15 protein-coding genes are annotated in these 16,938 nt (G+C 55.8%); 5 read left to right on the forward strand and 10 right to left on the reverse strand.

All coding sequences use genetic code 11. From position 1 onward, the window contains the following. Positions 1 to 39: 39 nt before the first annotated feature. Positions 40 to 252: a transcription antiterminator/RNA stability regulator CspE gene (cspE, locus tag FU672_RS14595; protein ID WP_014168131.1), complete on the reverse strand. Its 213-nt coding sequence runs from the start codon at positions 250 to 252 to the stop codon at positions 40 to 42. A 246-nt stretch (positions 253 to 498) separates the two neighbouring features. Next, positions 499 to 1,209: a DUF3053 domain-containing protein gene (locus FU672_RS14600; RefSeq protein ID WP_148243763.1), complete on the reverse strand. Its 711-nt coding sequence runs from the start codon at positions 1,207 to 1,209 to the stop codon at positions 499 to 501. 331 nt (positions 1,210 to 1,540) lie between these two features. Between FU672_RS14600 and FU672_RS14605 the strand changes: the two genes are divergently transcribed. Beyond that, positions 1,541 to 1,828 carry an HTH-type transcriptional regulator gene (locus FU672_RS14605; protein WP_148243764.1) on the forward strand — a complete coding sequence of 96 codons (288 nt, stop codon included), beginning with the start codon at positions 1,541 to 1,543 and terminating at the stop codon, positions 1,826 to 1,828. Between the two features lie 39 nt (positions 1,829 to 1,867). On the opposite strand, the gene FU672_RS14610 is transcribed toward FU672_RS14605, so the two are convergent. From FU672_RS14610 to FU672_RS14625, 4 genes are all read right to left on the reverse strand, one after another. Further along, a complete protein-coding gene (locus FU672_RS14610; protein WP_148243765.1) occupies positions 1,868 to 3,487 on the reverse strand; it encodes an ABC-F family ATP-binding cassette domain-containing protein in 1,620 nt (539 codons plus the stop codon). A gap of 254 nt (positions 3,488 to 3,741) precedes the next feature. Next, the gene (gene glyS / locus FU672_RS14615) at positions 3,742 to 5,811 is read right to left on the reverse strand and encodes a glycine--tRNA ligase subunit beta (RefSeq protein WP_148243766.1); all 2,070 of its coding nucleotides are present in this window, start codon (positions 5,809 to 5,811) and stop codon (positions 3,742 to 3,744) included. Between the two features lie 9 nt (positions 5,812 to 5,820). Beyond that, positions 5,821 to 6,732 (reverse strand): glycine--tRNA ligase subunit alpha, encoded by a 912-nt coding sequence (glyQ, locus tag FU672_RS14620; RefSeq protein WP_003860141.1) that lies wholly within the window; start codon positions 6,730 to 6,732, stop codon positions 5,821 to 5,823. A 160-nt stretch (positions 6,733 to 6,892) separates the two neighbouring features. Continuing rightward, a complete protein-coding gene (locus FU672_RS14625; RefSeq protein WP_148243767.1) occupies positions 6,893 to 7,198 on the reverse strand; it encodes a YsaB family lipoprotein in 306 nt (101 codons plus the stop codon). Between the two features lie 183 nt (positions 7,199 to 7,381). Between FU672_RS14625 and FU672_RS14630 the strand changes: the two genes are divergently transcribed. Beyond that, entirely contained in the window at positions 7,382 to 8,377 is a 996-nt protein-coding gene (locus FU672_RS14630; RefSeq protein WP_148243768.1) for an acyltransferase, read from the forward strand. Here FU672_RS14630 and FU672_RS14635 read toward each other — a convergent pair. From FU672_RS14635 to xylA, 4 genes are all read right to left on the reverse strand, one after another. Further along, positions 8,370 to 9,290 carry a GlxA family transcriptional regulator gene (locus FU672_RS14635; RefSeq protein WP_148243769.1) on the reverse strand — a complete coding sequence of 307 codons (921 nt, stop codon included), beginning with the start codon at positions 9,288 to 9,290 and terminating at the stop codon, positions 8,370 to 8,372. The two genes, FU672_RS14630 and FU672_RS14635, sit on opposite strands and share 8 nt — an antisense overlap. Next, complete coding sequence (locus FU672_RS14640; RefSeq protein WP_063145360.1) at positions 9,290 to 9,829, reverse strand: isochorismatase family protein; 540 nt, start codon at positions 9,827 to 9,829, stop codon at positions 9,290 to 9,292. Before FU672_RS14640 ends, FU672_RS14635 begins: the two co-directional genes overlap by 1 nt. Before the next feature lie 103 nt (positions 9,830 to 9,932). Continuing rightward, positions 9,933 to 11,387 (reverse strand): xylulokinase, encoded by a 1,455-nt coding sequence (gene xylB, locus FU672_RS14645; RefSeq protein WP_148243770.1) that lies wholly within the window; start codon positions 11,385 to 11,387, stop codon positions 9,933 to 9,935. 60 nt (positions 11,388 to 11,447) lie between these two features. Next, positions 11,448 to 12,770, reverse strand: coding sequence for a xylose isomerase (gene xylA / locus FU672_RS14650; protein ID WP_148243912.1), 1,323 nt, complete (start codon positions 12,768 to 12,770; stop codon positions 11,448 to 11,450). Between the two features lie 371 nt (positions 12,771 to 13,141). Between xylA and xylF the strand changes: the two genes are divergently transcribed. The 3 genes from xylF to xylH all read left to right on the forward strand — a co-directional run bounded on the left by xylF (position 13,142) and on the right by xylH (position 16,907). Then, positions 13,142 to 14,134, forward strand: coding sequence for a D-xylose ABC transporter substrate-binding protein (gene xylF, locus FU672_RS14655; RefSeq protein WP_032650791.1), 993 nt, complete (start codon positions 13,142 to 13,144; stop codon positions 14,132 to 14,134). Between the two features lie 72 nt (positions 14,135 to 14,206). Beyond that, on the forward strand, positions 14,207 to 15,748 hold the full coding sequence (locus FU672_RS14660) for a xylose ABC transporter ATP-binding protein (protein ID WP_148243771.1): 1,542 nt from the start codon (positions 14,207 to 14,209) through the stop codon (positions 15,746 to 15,748). After that, the gene (gene xylH, locus FU672_RS14665; protein WP_111964333.1) at positions 15,726 to 16,907 is read left to right on the forward strand and encodes a xylose ABC transporter permease XylH; all 1,182 of its coding nucleotides are present in this window, start codon (positions 15,726 to 15,728) and stop codon (positions 16,905 to 16,907) included. Before FU672_RS14660 ends, xylH begins: the two co-directional genes overlap by 23 nt. The last annotated feature ends 31 nt before the right edge of the window (positions 16,908 to 16,938 follow it).

The raw sequence follows: 16,938 nt of genomic DNA on the forward strand, positions 1-16,938 counted from the left end.
AAGGCGGGTTTTTGAATTTTGTGCTACTGGGTTGGAAGCTTACAGGCTTACAACGTTACCAGCTGCTGGGCCTTTAGCGCCGCTTTCGATGGTGAAGGAAACTTTCTGACCTTCATCCAGAGATTTGTAGCCTTCGTTCTGGATAGCAGAGAAGTGTACGAACACGTCTTTTGAGCCATCGTCAGGAGTGATGAAGCCGAAACCTTTATCAGCGTTGAACCATTTTACCAGACCAGTCATTTTAGCAGACATAGAAATTACCTTATTAACAAATATATTGTGCCTTCCGGCTTGATGGATTGCGTTACAGAGTTTTAAGCGATGAAGGAAGGGTCACTACGAAGGGTATCTATGGATAACAATCTGGACTGCTTTACTAAACTGCTTTAGGTCTGTGTAACAAACCGACGGGGATAGTTATACCGATGTGGTAGAAGAATGACAAGCGTTATTTTCGATATGCATAAAAAACCCCGCCGGAAGCGAGGTTTTTTCGGTTTATTCTGTGGCAGTGACTGCGACACCCCAGGCCTGGCTAAAGGCCTGATGCTGGGAGGCCAGCGGCCCAATCAGCGTATTGTACTGGCTTGCCTGCTGCGAGGTCGGGAACTGAATGCCGTTGGCAACAAAGCTCACCTGAGTCTCCTGCTGGGCGATAAAGTCACCCACCTGAACCAGCTGCTGCGTGAAGATTTGCGCGGCCGGAATCAACGGTTGCAGTGCTTCAGACGGTTTCGTCACCACTTTCTCATACACTTTGTCGAAGACCGGTTTGAGATCGTCGCCCTGCTTCAGCGCAGAACGTGACGCATCAGCCTGCATTTTCGCATTCTGCAACTGCTGGCTCAGCACGCCAAGCGCGCCGTTGGACTGGCGAAGCGGTTCACGCTGCGTCATATAATCCTGCGGAACGCGAATGGCGTTCACGCTATCCACCACGGGACGGATACCGGAATCCATCGCCTGGCTCACCTGCTGTGAATAACCATAAAGAATGGCGTAATCGGACACGAAGGGGCCAAACTGTTTTTTCTGATCCGCAGTCAGCGTCGGCAACCGCTCGCCGCTGCGCATCACTGTATTCTGCAGAAAATCGATAAACGCTTTGCGCTGATCGCCTTCTTTATCAAAACACCCACTCAGGCTAACAACCATCAACAACGCCGCAATAGGCGCAAACCAGCGAGAGCAGGACTTTCCTGTCGCCATTTTATTACTCCTTTCACCCAAAAAAGCGCACACCGGCACACGCGTGCCCGACGCTGACAAGGATAGTCCAGGTCAGCCTTGCAAGATACTCTTTTCATGCAAAACGGCTATTGCCGATTTATTTCTTACCATTTACAAAAAAATACCTGACGAAGCCGACATATGACTAATCAGGGAATTAGCATAACTATCCATATCGCTGAATCGGGTAAAGCGATCGTTACCGCACGATTAATCACAACCGCGACGATCCTGGGTTGGTATTAGGGACTATTCTTAATTGGCTCTCTGATGTTCTTGATCACGATGTGAGATTTAAGAGGAGTCCTCAATGGAATATAAAGATCCTGAGTTTGAGCTGCTGAGCAGTCTGGAACAGATCATTTTTAAAGATGTACCGCAGACGATTACCCTGCAACAAAAATCCAATCCCTTTACAGAATATGAGCAATTGCGCAAAGGGACAGGACTGAAAACGGAAGAATTCGCCAGAGCGATGGGTGTCAGCGTGGCTATGGTGCAGGAGTGGGAGTCAAAACGAGAGAAACCCACCCCAACCGAGTTAAGGCTGATGCGCCTGATTCAGGCCAACCCTGCATTCAGCAAACAGATAGCGTAGTGAAGTTTGAATGCCCCCGCCTTTGCGGGGGCTTGTGTTTTAAAGGCTATCACAACGCCAACCCGCCTCTTCCCATACCCATTCATGCGTTAATGTTAATCCTTTTAAAAAAACCTCATCGTGTGATACCACCAGTAAAGCCCCGGGGAAACCGGCCAGCGCCGCTTCAATGGCCTGGACTGAGGCCAAGTCCAGATGGTTGGTCGGTTCATCCAGCAGCAGAAGCTGCGTGGCTTCCGCGCGCCACAGCACGCAGGCCAGGGCGGCCTTAAGACGCTCGCCGCCGCTGAGCTCCGCCAGCGGAAGCGTAACTTTGTCGGCACCCAGCTGAAGCTGCGCCAGACGGGTTCGCAATACCCCCTCTTCCAGAGGCGTATGACTCAAGTTGAGATGCGTCATGACCGACTGCGACAGATCGAGCCGGGACAGATGTTGGTCGAGATAAGCGCAGCTGACGGAAACCCTACAGGTACCCGAACGGGGGGCAATCTCGCCGAGGATAGTTTTTAACAGCGTCGATTTTCCGCAGCCGTTCGGTCCCTTTAACGCCACGCGCATTGGTCCGTCCATCCGCCAGTTGAGCGGAGGAACAGGCACATGCGGCAGCACCAGATCCTCCAGCACCAGTACCTGCTTCCCCTCCGGGATCTGACTCCCCGGCAGGGTGAACATCACCGGATTATCTTCTTCAACGCGTTCACGCGCCTTGTTTACCGCGGCGTTCAGGGCTTCATTTTGCTCGCTGTGCTGTTTTTTCCAGGAGCCGATCCGCTCCTTTGCCGCGCCTTTATATTTGACCCGCTCGAACGACGCGATATTCAGGGTATCGACGGTGCGTAATGTCTTTGCCGAACGCCGCTGGCTGTCATCATGCTCTTTTTGCATGCGTGCCCGAGTGCGTTTGCGCTCGGTTGCAGCATGTTCCAGCGCCGCGCGGGCCGCCTGCTGTTCGGCATCGCGCTGGGTGTGATAATCCGCATAATTCCCGCCGTAGCTGCGCAGACCCGAGGCGCTCAGTTCAAGGATACGCGGCACCTGCTCCAGAAGTTCACGGTCATGGGAGGCCACCAGCACGCCGCCCTGAAAACGGCTGAGCTGGTCGTAGAACCACGCCCGGCCTTGTCGATCCAGATGGTTAGTGGGTTCGTCCAGCAGCATGAAATCCGCTTCAGCCGTAAACGCCCCGCACAGCAGGGCGCGAATGCGCTCGCCGCCGCTGAGTTCACCGGCAGGTTTATCCGGGTCAAACGGTGGGAGCTTCGCATTGATAAACGCCTCGCTCAGGCGCTCGGCTACATCCCAGTAACCGTCGAGCATCTCCAGATCGTCAGGCTGGTAATCGCCGCTGTCGATGCGCTTACGCGCCGTAAAAATCGCGTCATACCCGAGCAGTTCAGCAAGCGTCGTCTGCGGAGAAATAACGTGCTGCTGCGCCACCCAGGCATGCGAGCCAAAGCGCTCAATATGACCGGTAGCCGGTTCGTCCAGCCCCGCCAGCAGACGCAGCAGACGCGTTTTCCCGCTGCCGTTGCGGCCAACCAGCGCGCACAGGGAGGGTTCCAGCGTGAGATTCAGCGGACCAAAAAGGGTATCGCCCGTCGGAAACTGACAGGTGACCTGATGCAAAATAAAAGAAGGGGACTGCGCAAAATGAGCCATAAGCACTCCTGAATGAAATCAAAACATCCCCTGCCGACGCGGTGGCGTTTAGCAAGGATCGAAGTTCATCAGTCGTGTTTGTTCATTTTTGGGGGGCGCTCCAGCGCGAGAAAGTTAACGCGATAAGGATAGCGGTAATGTGTTGACGGTTTCAAGGTTAAATTTTGTGCGGTACGGTATAAAAAAACCCGCCGAAGCGGGTTTTTCTCACCTGTAGGCCCGTGCAAGCGAAGCGTCGCCGGGCAACGGGCACATTACTGCAGCAGCGAAATATCCGCTACGCGCAGGAACAACTCGCGCAGTTTCTCGAGCATGGAGAGACGGTTAACACGCAGCTCTTTATCTTCTACGTTCACCATCACTTTCTCGAAGAAGGCGTCGATAACGTCACGCAGCTCAGCCAGCTCCACCAGCGCTTCCTGGTAGCGACCTTCCGCGAAGTACGGCTCGAGCTTGTCGCGCAGCACCACAACCTGCATCGCCAGAGCGATCTCTTCCGGCTCTTTCAGGGTCGCGGCGTTCACGCGCTCGTTCAGCGTCTCGTCGGATTTCGCCAGAATGTTAGATACACGCTTGTTGGCCGCGGCCAGGGCAGATGCCGCTTCCAGCGTACGGAAGTGGGAAACCGCCTTCATACGCGCATCGAAATCAGCCGGACGGGTTGGACGACGCGCCAGCACTGCCTGAATGGTGTCAACGGTGTAACCTTCGTCCTGATACCACGCGCGGAAACGACCGAGCATAAAGTCGATCACATCATCCACAACCTTCGCGTTGGTCAGCTTATCACCGTATAGACGCACCGCTTCTTCGGTCAGCGTTTGCAGATCGAGGTTCAGGTTCTTCTCAACGATGATACGCAGCACGCCCAGCGCAGCACGACGCAGCGCAAACGGGTCTTTGTCGCCCTTTGGATGCTGGCCGATACCAAAGATACCCGCCAGGGTGTCCATCTTATCGGCAATCGCCACGGCACAGGCAACCGGGTTGGACGGCAGTTCGTCACCCGCAAAGCGCGGCTGATACTGCTCGTTCAGGGCCACGGCCACGTCTTCCGCTTCGCCATCGTGACGCGCGTAGTGCATACCCATAACGCCCTGGGTGTCGGTAAATTCGAACACCATGTTGGTCATCAGGTCGCATTTTGACAGCAGGCCAGCACGCGTCGCGTGGTTGACGTCTGCACCGATTTCGCGGGCGATCCAGCCGGACAGTTCCGCAATACGGTCTGTCTTGTCGCGCAGCGTACCCAGCTGCTGCTGGAACAGCACGGTCTGCAGACGCGGGAGATGATCTTCCAGACGCTTTTTACGGTCGGTATTGAAGAAGAACTCGGCATCCGCCAGACGCGGACGCACCACTTTCTCGTTTCCGGAAATAATCTGGATCGGATCTTTCGATTCGATGTTCGCCACGAAGATGAAGTTTGGCAGCAGCTTGCCGTCGTTGGCGTAAACCGGGAAGTACTTCTGGTCACCCTTCATGGTGTACACCAGCGCTTCAGCCGGAACGGCCAGGAATTTCTCTTCGAACTTCGCGGTCAGCACAACCGGCCATTCAACCAGAGAAGTCACTTCTTCCAGCAGGCTTTCGCTCAGGTCTGCGTTACCGCCAATCTGGCGCGCCGCTTCTTCGGCGTCCGCTTTGATTTTGGCTTTACGCTGTTCGTAGTCGGCAATAACTTTACCGCGCTCCAGCAGGATCTGCGGGTACTGGTCGGCATTGTCGATGGTGAATTCCGGCTCGCCCATGAAGCGGTGACCGCGGATCACGCGATTGGATGCCACGCCCAGAATGGTAGCAGGAATAACGGTATCGCCCAGCAGCAGGGTCACGGTGTGAACCGGACGCACGAAGTGTACGTCAGACGCGCCCCAGCGCATCAGCTTAGGAATCGGCAGCTTCGCCAGAGACGTGGCAATCATGTCCGGCAGCAGCGCTTCCGCGCTTTCGCCTTTCACATGCGCACGATACAGCAGCCACTCGCCTTTATCCGTGGCCAGACGCTCGGCCTGGTCAACGGTGATGCCGCAACCGCGCGCCCAGCCTTCAGCCGCTTTGCTTGGCTTGCCTTCCGCGTCAAACGCCTGGGCAATCGCCGGGCCACGTTTTTCGACTTCGCGATCCGGCTGAGACGCCGCCAGATTTGCCACTTTCAGCGCCAGACGGCGCGGTGCGGCAAACCACTCAATTTTACCGTGTGCCAGGCCAGCGTTATCCAGCTCAGCGGTCACGTTCGCAGCGAAAGATTCAGCCAGGCTGCGCAGGGCTTTTGGTGGCAGCTCTTCGGTGCCGATTTCCACCAGGAAAGTTTTCTCAGACATGGCCGCCTCTTATTTGTTTCGGTTGCACATCGGGAAGCCAAGGGCTTCACGGGACGCGTAGTAAGCTTCTGCAACGGCTTTGGTCAGGGTGCGAATACGCAGAATGTAACGCTGACGTTCAGTCACGGAGATGGCTTTGCGGGCGTCCAGCAGGTTGAAACTGTGGGCGGCCTTCAGAATACGCTCGTAGGCAGGCAGCGGCAGCGGAGTCTCCAGCGCCAGCAGCTGCTGCGCTTCTTTCTCGTACTGCTCGAAGCAGGTGAACAGGAAGTCCACGTCCGCGTATTCGAAGTTATAGGTGGATTGCTCCACTTCGTTCTGATGGAACACGTCGCCGTAGGTGGTTTTACCCAGCGGGCCGTCGCTCCAGACCAGGTCGTAAACGCTGTCTACGCCCTGAATGTACATCGCCAGACGTTCCAGACCGTAGGTGATTTCACCGGTGATCGGCTTACATTCCAGACCACCCACCTGCTGGAAGTAAGTGAACTGGGTCACTTCCATGCCGTTCAGCCACACTTCCCAACCCAGACCCCAGGCACCCAGCGTTGGGTTTTCCCAGTTATCTTCCACGAAGCGAATGTCGTGGATGGTGGGATCCATACCCAGCTCTTTCAGCGACCCGAGATACAGTTCCTGAATGTTGTCTGGTGATGGCTTAATCACCACCTGGAACTGATAGTAATGCTGCAGACGGTTCGGGTTTTCACCGTAACGACCATCGGTCGGACGACGGGAAGGCTGCACATACGCGGTCGCCATTGGCTCTGGCCCCAACGCGCGCAGACTGGTCATCGGGTGTGAAGTGCCGGCGCCGACTTCCATGTCCAAAGGTTGAACAATGGTACAGCCCTGACGAGCCCAGTAATCCTGTAAGGTCAGGATCAGGCCCTGGAAGGTCTTGGTATCAAACTTTTGCATAGTATTTCGTGCTGGATACGTGTGGTTTTAAATGGAAGGGACCAGTATACCCGCTGGCTGCAAGATATACAGTACGAAACGGGGTTGTTTAGGGAAAATTGGGAAATAAGCCTTGCGGCCAGAACGCTGACGGCGTCTGGCTGTTGATTATCCGAGCAGGCTAGCGCATGGAGAGGTGTAAAAACTGACCGTCCGCATCAAACGAGCAGACAAAGCCCTCTTTGCGCGACGTATGGCCCCGCAGCTCATAGCTTCCCTGAAAACGCTCAAACCCGGTGACATCAATTTTCTGCACGTCCGAGTTATAGCGGCGAGCGGCCCGATCTTTACAGAGCGCTTCCATATTCAGTGAACGTTCCGGGCTCATTTTACCCTGCTGCGCTTTTTGCACAGGTGCTTCTTGCGGCGCACTGCATCCCGTCAGGATCAACAGCAGAAAGAGTGACGCCACACGCTTCATCATCATTTTTATTACCGCCCTGGTCAGTGGCTGTTATTTTTAGTATCAAAGCTTTTATAGATTACGGTCCGGCATTCTGCGAATCTCGCGGCCTCCCTACAAGCCTGCTGAATAAAACTCAGAATTTTCCAAACGAAGACTTTTGGACAACGGCAGTCACACTCCATTTACAGGGAATACGAGGAACTGATGCAGTCAAAAATTAACTGGATTGATAACCTGCGGGGAATAGCGTGTCTGATGGTGGTCATGATCCACACGACGACCTGGTACGTCACGAATGCCCACAGCGTCAGCCCCGTTAACTGGGATATCGCCAATATTCTCAACTCTGCGTCACGCGTCAGCGTGCCGTTGTTCTTTATGATTTCCGGCTTTCTCTTTTTTGGCGAGCGTAGCGCGCAGCCGAGGAATTTCATTCGCATCGCGGCCTGCCTGGGATTCTACAGCGCCGTTGCCTTACTCTATATCACCCTGTTCACCTCCATTAACGCCGGGTTATCGCTGAAATACGTGCTGCAAAAACCGGTGTTCTACCACCTGTGGTTCTTCTTCGCCATTATTGTTATCTATCTGGTCTCCCCGCTCATCCAGGTAAAAAACGTCAGCGGTAAAATGCTGCTGGCCCTGATGGTGGTGGCTGGCATTATCGCCAACCCGAATACGCTCTCACAGAAAATCGACGGATTTGAGTGGTTGCCGGTCAATCTCTATATCAACGGCGATACTTTTTACTATGTGCTGTACGGCATGCTGGGGCGCGCCATCGGGATGATGGACACGCAAAAACGCGGGCTGAACTGGCTTTGCGGGGCGCTGTTTATCGCTGGCGTGGCGGTGATTTCACGCGGGACGCTGCACGAGCTGCAGTGGCGCGGCAATTTTGCCGATACCTGGTATCTCTATTGCGGGCCGATGGTCTTTATCTGTGCCGTTTCGCTGCTCACGCTCGCCAAAAACACCCTGAACGCGCGTCCCCTGCCCGTGTTGAGTATTATCTCGCGGCACTCTCTCGGAATTTACGGTTTTCACGCGCTGGTGATCCACGCGCTGCGCACGAGAGGCATTGAGCTAAAAAGCTGGCCGGTGCTGGATATCGTCTGGATTTTTGCCGCTACGCTGGCGATCAGCCTGCTGCTGTCGATGCTGCTGCAAAAAATAGACACTCGCCGCTTCGTCAGTTAATGCTTCGCTGCCGGGCGCGATGGTACTGGCGCGGGGAGGAAAACCCTGCCGCCAGTGAAGCCTGTTCCACGCCGCGCCCCTGCAATAGCCACTGCTCCGCCACCGCCAGACGCAGTTGCTCCAGATAATCGCGAACGCTAATACCTAAGTGTGACTGGAAAAGCCGGGTGAGATGACGAGGACTAACGTGCGCCAGTGCGGCGATATCAGGCAAACTCCACGTCTTTTGCGGCTCGGCGGTGAGCGCATCCTGCGCCCGATGAATCGCCGGGTGAAGATGGTTGCGGTAGCGTAACCAGGGAGATAGCTGGGGATCGTCACCGGAACGGCGGAACCAGACCACCATCTCACGCGCCACGGTCAGCGCCTTTTCGGGGCCGCACAGGCGGTTAATCATGTGCAGTGCCAGATCGATGCCTGAGGTGATCCCTGCGCTGGTCCAGATGTTCTCGTCCTGCACAAATATGCGGTTTTCTTTAATCGTCGCCGTGGGGGCCGCGGTGCGTAAACGGCTAATAACATCATGGTGGGTTGTGCACTGTCGGTTGTTCAGCAGGCCCGATTTAGCCGCCAGTAGGGCTCCTGAACAGACGCACATCACGGCGATCTCCTGGCGCTGGATCTGCGGCTGCAGGCGCATCAGCCAGTGCTGGATCTGCTGCGCCTGTGGCGTTGAGAACTGAAAGCGGGAGTCGCTCACCCCCGGCAGCACCAGCAAACTGCCTTCCGGGAGACGCTCCGGCAGCGGCTGAATGCCGCTCATCGTCAAGCCTATCGACGTCGGAACCTCAGGTTGCGGGCCAATGTAATGCAGACGAAACGCGTCGCCAGCCAGCACAAAGGTCTCTGCCGGGCCGGTCATGTCTAATGACAGCACCCCGGGCAACATCACGAACCAAACGTCGATGCTCATTACAGTGACTCCAGCGTCTCCGCTACCGTTTTAATCTCGGCAAAACGCCCCGAAAGTACCGTCTCGGTACGATGGCGAATTTCCGCTGCGCTAAGGGTAATGCCCTTGTACGTCATGGGAAACGTCAGCGTTGCCTCACTGACAAAGGTCACAGCATAACCCAGATCGGATGCCACCCGGGCGGTGGTTTCACAGCATTGTTCAGTGCGAATGCCGCAGATAATCACACTGTTGATATCACGCTCGCGCAGCCAGCGGTCAAGCCCGGTATCCGTGAAGGCATTATGGACGTGTTTCTGGAAAACCACATCCGGCTGATGACGCAAAAAGGCCATCGGTTTGACGTAGCCGCTTTCCAGGGTGAAAGGTCCGTCTTCATCCACATGAAAAATATCAACGACCGGAATATTGCGCGCCTGGCAGCCTTCAATCAGCCCCAGCATCGCCTGCTGAAAAGCAGGGATCTCGCTTTCCTGCCAGTAATTGCGGTGATGGAATGACTGCTGAGTATCGATGTTGATTAATGCAGTGCGTGACATGATGGATCTCCTCGCCAGTGGGTGTGACACCATACTGGCAAGGAAATGAAGGCACGCACAGACCAAAAAAGGACATCCTCGTACCTCTCCCGGACAAGCGTATTTACGACATCAGCGGCAGCAGCTGCTGGTAGATTTTGCGGAACACGTCGCGCCTTTCCGCATAGCGCGCATGGCGCGCCGCGTCAGGTACATGCGCCTGTTCAAGCGTAAGCTGCGGCAACAGTTGCGAAAGCGGTTGTTCCGGATGAATGGCTATCTGCGCCAGACGCGCGGCACCGAGCGCGGGGCCAACATCACCTCCTGTGCGGAAATCCAGCTGCAACCCGCTGATATCCGCCAGCATCTGTCGCCAGTAAGGGCTTCGCGCGCCGCCGCCGATCAGGGTGACGCTCGTCGGTTTCAGGCCGCAGTCGTGTACCACGTCCATCCCGTCGGCCAGCGCATAGCCCACGCCTTCCAGAACCGCACGCGCCAGTTCTGCCGGGCCATGTTGATGGGTTAAACCAAAGAACACCCCTTTTGCTTCCGGATTGTTGTGCGGCGTACGCTCGCCGGAAAGATAGGGTAAAAACCAGACGGTACCGGCAGCGTCATCCGCCTGCTGCGCCGCGGAAATGAGCGCCGGGACGTCGGCCATGCCGGTGAGTTTTGCCGCCCAGTCCAGACAGGATGCCGCACTGAGCATTACCGACATCAAATGCCATTTCCCGGGAAGAGCATGACAGAAGCTGTGCACAGCACTTTCTGGATTACTGCGATACCCGTCGCTGACGGCAAAATAGACGCCAGACGTTCCCAGCGACAGCATCGCCTGCCCCGCCTCAACCATCCCGACACCGACAGCGCCCGCCGCGTTATCACCGCCCCCGGCCACCACCGGTACGGCAGGCATATTCCATCGCTCAGCAACGGCTGGCAGCAGTGCGCCTGTCACCTCACAGCCTTCGTACAGCGCGGGCATATGTTCACGGGTCAGATGGCAGGCATCCAGCATCGCCTCGCTCCAGTCGCGTTTCGCCACGTCGAGCCACATCGTGCCGGCGGCATCGGACATGTCGCTGGCGAAATCGCCCGTCATGCGAAAACGCAGATAGTCTTTCGGCAGCATGACTTTCGCCACCTGACGGAAAATCTCCGGTTCGTGGCGCTGCACCCACAGTAATTTAGGCGCAGTAAAGCCGGGCATCATCAGGTTGCCGGTAATCTCGCGGGAGGCAGGTACGCGCACCTCGAGAAGCGCACACTCTTCCGCACAGCGGCCATCATTCCAGAGGATCGCAGGACGCAGCACGCGATGCTGGCTATCGAGCAGCGTAGCGCCGTGCATTTGTCCGGCAATCCCCAGCGCTTTCACGTTACGAAGGCTGTGCTGCCCACCTAAGGCTTTGATTGCGCGGTCCGTCGCCTGCCACCACTGCTCCGGATCCTGTTCCGACCACAGCGGATGCGGACGTGAAACCTGCAACGTTTCCGTCTGCGTTGCTAACACGTCGCCCTGCTCGCTCAACAGGATGGCTTTCACACCCGATGTGCCAAGATCGATCCCGATATACATTGTGGTGACTCCTTTGACAGAAATGCCCGGTGGCGCTGCGCTTACCGGGCCTGGATGCTGTTATTTATCGAACAGGTAATGATTGACCAGGTTTTCCAGCAGTTCCTGGTGTCCGCTCTGATGCTGCGGTGCCAGTTGATGCTGTTCAGCGTACTTCGCGATCTCAGCAAGCGATAACTGGCCTTTCAAAATTTGCTGGCCCAGCTCACTGTTCCAGCCGCTGTAACGCTTCGCTACGCGTTTATCCAGCTCGCCGTCTTCAATCATACGGGCCGCCACTTTCAGCGCCAGCGCCATGGTGTCCATCGCGCCAATGTGGCCGTAGAACAGATCGTATTTGTCGGTGCTCTGACGACGCACCTTGGCGTCAAAGTTCAGGCCGCCGGTGGTGAAGCCGCCCGCTTTGATGATTTCGTACATCACCAGCGCATTCTCTTCCACGCTGTTCGGGAACTGGTCTGTATCCCAGCCCAGCTGCGCATCACCACGGTTAGCATCGACTGAGCCGAAGATGCCCAGCGCAATCGCAGACGCGATTTCGTGATGGAAAGAGTGCCCCGCCAGCGTGGCGTGGTTGGCTTCAATGTTCACTTTAATCTCTTTTTCCAGACCGAACTGCTTCAGGAAGCCATACACCGTCGCCACGTCGTAGTCATACTGGTGCTTGGTCGGTTCCTGCGGTTTCGGCTCGATCAGCAGCGTGCCGCGGAAGCCGATTTTGTGCTTATGGTCGACAACCATCTGCATAAAGCGGCCAATTTGTTCGCGCTCCTGGCGCAGGTCGGTGTTGAGCAGGGTTTCATAGCCCTCACGGCCACCCCACAGAACATAGTTTTCACCGCCCAGCTGATGCGTGGCGTTCATTGCCGTCACCACCTGCGTGGCCGCCCAGCTAAACACGTCCGGATCCGGGTTAGTTGCCGCGCCCGCGCCGTAGCGAGGGTTGGTAAAGCAGTTTGCCGTGCCCCAGAGCAGCTTCACGCCGCTTTGCTGCTGTTTCGCCGCCAGCACATCCACCATCTGCGCGAAGTTGTTCAGATACTCTTTCAGCGACGCCCCTTCCGGCGACACGTCCACGTCGTGGAAGCAGTAGTACGGCACGTTCAGCTTGTGGAAGAACTCAAACGCCACATCGGCTTTACGCTTCGCCAGTTCAAGCGCCTCACCCGGCTGCTGCCATGGGCGGTCAAAGGAACCCACGCCGAACATATCGGCGCCGTTCCAGCAGAAGGTATGCCAGTAACAGGCGGCAAAGCGCAGATGATCTTCCATGCGCTTACCCAGCACCAGCTCATCCGGGTTGTAGTGACGAAATGCTAAAGGATTGGTCGTTTTTGGGCCTTCGTAACGAACACGATCGAGTTGGTCGAAATAAGCTTGCATATTGAGCTCCATAATCAGGGTATGCGGCGAGTCGTTGATACAGGAGTAATAGTGAATAGACATTTTGGGTTGCTCAATTACGTTATTTCACACTGCTATTGAGAGAATGCACAACTGTGCGCTGGCTCGCAAAATAATGCGCAGACAAACTATTTTTCGGTGCGTATTCCAGAATCAAATGTAATTAAGACGTTACGTATTTTAAAATACGATCGCGGTCATAAATTCAGAAATAAACCAAATATCATAATGAGAAGATAAAAATCTGTAATTGCCAGCCCGCCTTTCCGCGTTAAAAATTTGCTGCGTCTCAGCAGTGAATGTTTCTTTTATCTCAGCAACACATACCCCTACAAAAAGGCCTAATAATTATGAAGATAAAGAACCTGACTCTAACGCTCTGCACTACGCTCCTCCTTGCAAGCTTTGCAGGACATGCCAAAGAGGTCAAAATTGGCATGGCGATTGACGACCTGCGCCTGGAGCGCTGGCAAAAAGATCGCGATATTTTTGTGAAGAAAGCAGAATCCCTCGGCGCCAGCGTGTTTGTTCAGTCGGCTAACGGGAACGAAGAAACACAAATGTCGCAGATCGAGAATATGATCAACCGTGGCGTCGATGTTCTGGTCATTATCCCCTATAACGGCCAGGTATTAAGTAACGTGGTGAAAGAAGCCAAACAGGAAGGCATAAAAGTCCTGGCCTATGACCGCATGATTAATAATGCGGACATTGATTATTATATTTCGTTCGACAATGAAAAAGTCGGGGAATTACAGGCGCAAAGCCTGATCGACAAAGTGCCTCAGGGTAATTATTTCCTGATGGGCGGCTCTCCGGTGGATAACAACGCCAAACTGTTCCGCGAAGGGCAAATGAAAGTCCTTAAGCCGTACATCGACAACGGGAAAATTAAAGTGGTTGGCGATCAGTGGGCCGACGGCTGGCTGCCAGAAAACGCGCTGAAGATTATGGAAAACGCGCTGACGGCCAACAACAACAAAATTGACGCGGTTGTGGCCTCCAACGATGCCACCGCAGGCGGCGCTATCCAGGCCCTGAGCGCCCAGGGGCTGGCCGGTAAAGTCGCCATTTCAGGACAGGATGCCGATCTGGCTGGCGTAAAACGCATTATCGCAGGCACCCAAACCATGACGGTCTACAAACCGATTACCCAACTGGCCAATACGGCGGCGGAAATCGCCGTAGAGCTGGGCAATGGCAAACAACCTAAAGCAGACGCAACGCTGAATAACGGGCTGAAAGACGTTCCGGCTCGCCTGCTCACACCGATTGAAGTCAACAAAGAGAACATTGACGCCACCGTGGTTAAAGACGGTTTCCACAAGAAGAGCGAACTGTAATCCGGCGCGGCCCCTGCTCTGCGGGGGCGCATCACGTTGTACTGTTCTTCCCTCGGGTTATGTGGAGCGGTTATGCCTTATTTACTTGAAATGAAAAGCATCACCAAACGCTTCGGTACGGTGAAAGCTGTCGACAACGTCAGCCTCCGGTTAAACCCCGGCGAAGTGGTTTCGCTGTGCGGTGAGAACGGTTCGGGCAAGTCGACACTGATGAAAGTGTTGTGCGGGATCTACCCACACGGCAGCTACGAAGGCGAAATCGTCTTTGCCGGTGAAGTTATCCAGGCGACACACATCCGCGATACCGAACGCAAAGGCATCGCCATCATCCACCAGGAGCTGGCACTGGTGAAGCATCTTACCGTGCTGGAGAACATTTTCCTTGGGGCCGAAATTTCCCGCCACGGCGTGCTGGATTACGACACCATGACGCTCCGCTGCGAAAAGCTGCTGGCGCAGGTGAGCCTCAACATTTCACCGGATACCCGCGTGGGGGATCTTGGCCTCGGGCAACAGCAGCTGGTCGAAATCGCGAAAGCGTTGAATAAACAGGTCAGGCTGCTGATCCTTGATGAGCCCACGGCCTCGCTCACCGAACAGGAAACGGCGGTTCTGCTCAATATCATCCGCGATCTGCAAAACCACGGCATCGCCTGCATCTACATTTCGCACAAGCTGAACGAGGTCAAAGCTATTTCGGACACCATCTGCGTGATCCGCGACGGGCAGCACATCGGCACGCGTGAAGCCGCCGGGATGAGCGAAGATGACATCATCACCATGATGGTGGGTCGCGAGCTGACGGCACTCTACCCGAATGAACCCCACGCAACAGGTGATGAAGTGCTGCGCGTAGAAAACCTGACCGCGTGGCATCCCGTTAACCGCCACATCAAGCGTGTCAATAACGTCTCGTTTTCCCTTCACCGTGGCGAAATTCTTGGTATTGCGGGCCTCGTCGGTGCCGGGCGCACCGAAGCCGTACAGTGTCTGTTTGGCGTGTGGCCGGGGCGCTGGGAGGGCACGATTTATATCGACGGCCAGCCGGTGAAAATCGATAACTGCCAGCAGGCGATTGCCCGCGGCATTGCCATGGTCCCGGAAGATCGCAAAAAAGACGGCATCGTGCCGGTCATGGCGGTGGGTAAAAACATTACGCTTGCGGCACTCGATCGGTTCTCCGGCGCGCTGAGCAGCCTGGACGATGCCGCCGAGCAGCAGTGCATCCTCCAGTCGCTTGCCCGGCTGAAGGTCAAAACCTCCTCGCCGGAGCTGGCAATTGGCCGCCTGAGCGGGGGAAACCAGCAGAAGGCGATTCTGGCGCGCTGCCTGCTTCTCAATCCACGCATATTAATCCTTGATGAGCCCACGCGCGGGATTGATATCGGTGCCAAATATGAAATCTACAAACTGATTAATCAGCTTGTACAGCAAGGGATTGCCGTCATTGTCATTTCGTCGGAGTTACCCGAAGTGCTCGGCCTGAGCGACCGCGTGCTGGTCATGCACGAGGGAAAACTGAAAGCCAACCTGATTAACCAGAACCTGACGCAGGAGCAGGTGATGGAAGCCGCTTTAAGGAGCGAACGTCATGTCGAAAAGCAATCCGTCTGATATCAAAGTCGCTGTTCCGACGCCCGGTGCGTTCGCGGGGCTAAAAGCGCTGAACCTGCAGGTTTTCGTGATGATCGCGGCAATTATCGTCATCATGCTGTTCTTTACCTGGATGACCGATGGCTCGTACTTAAGCGCGCGTAACGTCTCCAACCTGCTCCGCCAGACTGCCATCACCGGCATTCTGGCCGTAGGCATGGTGTTCGTGATTATCTCCGCGGAAATCGACCTGTCGGTCGGTTCGATGATGGGGCTCCTCGGTGGCGTGGCGGCGATTTTTGACGTATGGCTCGGCTGGCCGCTGCCGCTGACCGTGGCGGTCACATTGGTGCTGGGTCTGGTTCTGGGAGCCTGGAACGGCTGGTGGGTTGCCTACCGTAAGGTGCCATCGTTCATTGTCACCCTGGCGGGGATGCTGGCCTTCCGCGGGATCTTAATCGGCATCACTAACGGTACCACCGTCTCCCCGACCAGTGCAGCCATGTCGCAGATTGGCCAGAGTTACCTCTCCGATAGCGTGGGCTTTTCGATCGGTGTTGTGGGGTTGCTGGCGTTTGTCGCGTGGCAGTGGCGTGGACGCATGCGTCGTCAGGCGCTGGGGCTGGCGTCGCCTGCATCAACGTCGGTGGTGGGGCGTCAGGCGCTCACGGCGGTCATTGTGCTGGGTGCTATCTGGCTTCTGAATGACTATCGCGGCGTCCCGACCCCCGTCCTGCTGCTGGCGCTTTTACTGTTGGGCGGCATGTTTATGGCCACGCGCACCGCGTTTGGCCGCCGTATTTATGCCATTGGCGGCAACCTTGAAGCTGCCCGCCTCTCGGGTATCAATGTTGAGCGTACCAAGCTGGCGGTTTTCGCCATTAACGGCCTGATGGTCGCTATCGCCGGGTTGATCCTCAGCTCGCGTCTGGGCGCCGGCTCTCCCTCCGCTGGGAACATCGCCGAGCTGGATGCTATCGCCGCCTGCGTTATTGGCGGCACCAGCCTCGCTGGGGGTATCGGTAGCGTGGCAGGTGCGGTCATGGGGGCATTTATCATGGCGTCGTTGGATAACGGGATGAGTATGATGGACGTCCCGACGTTTTGGCAGTATATCGTCAAGGGGGCCATTCTTTTACTGGCAGTCTGGATGGACTCGGCCACCAAGCGACGGGCCTGATAACCGTATTGTGACTTAATTGGGAAGCGAC

It is taken from the genome of Enterobacter asburiae (genome assembly GCF_008080435.1).
GTDB lineage: Bacteria > Pseudomonadota > Gammaproteobacteria > Enterobacterales > Enterobacteriaceae > Enterobacter > Enterobacter asburiae_C.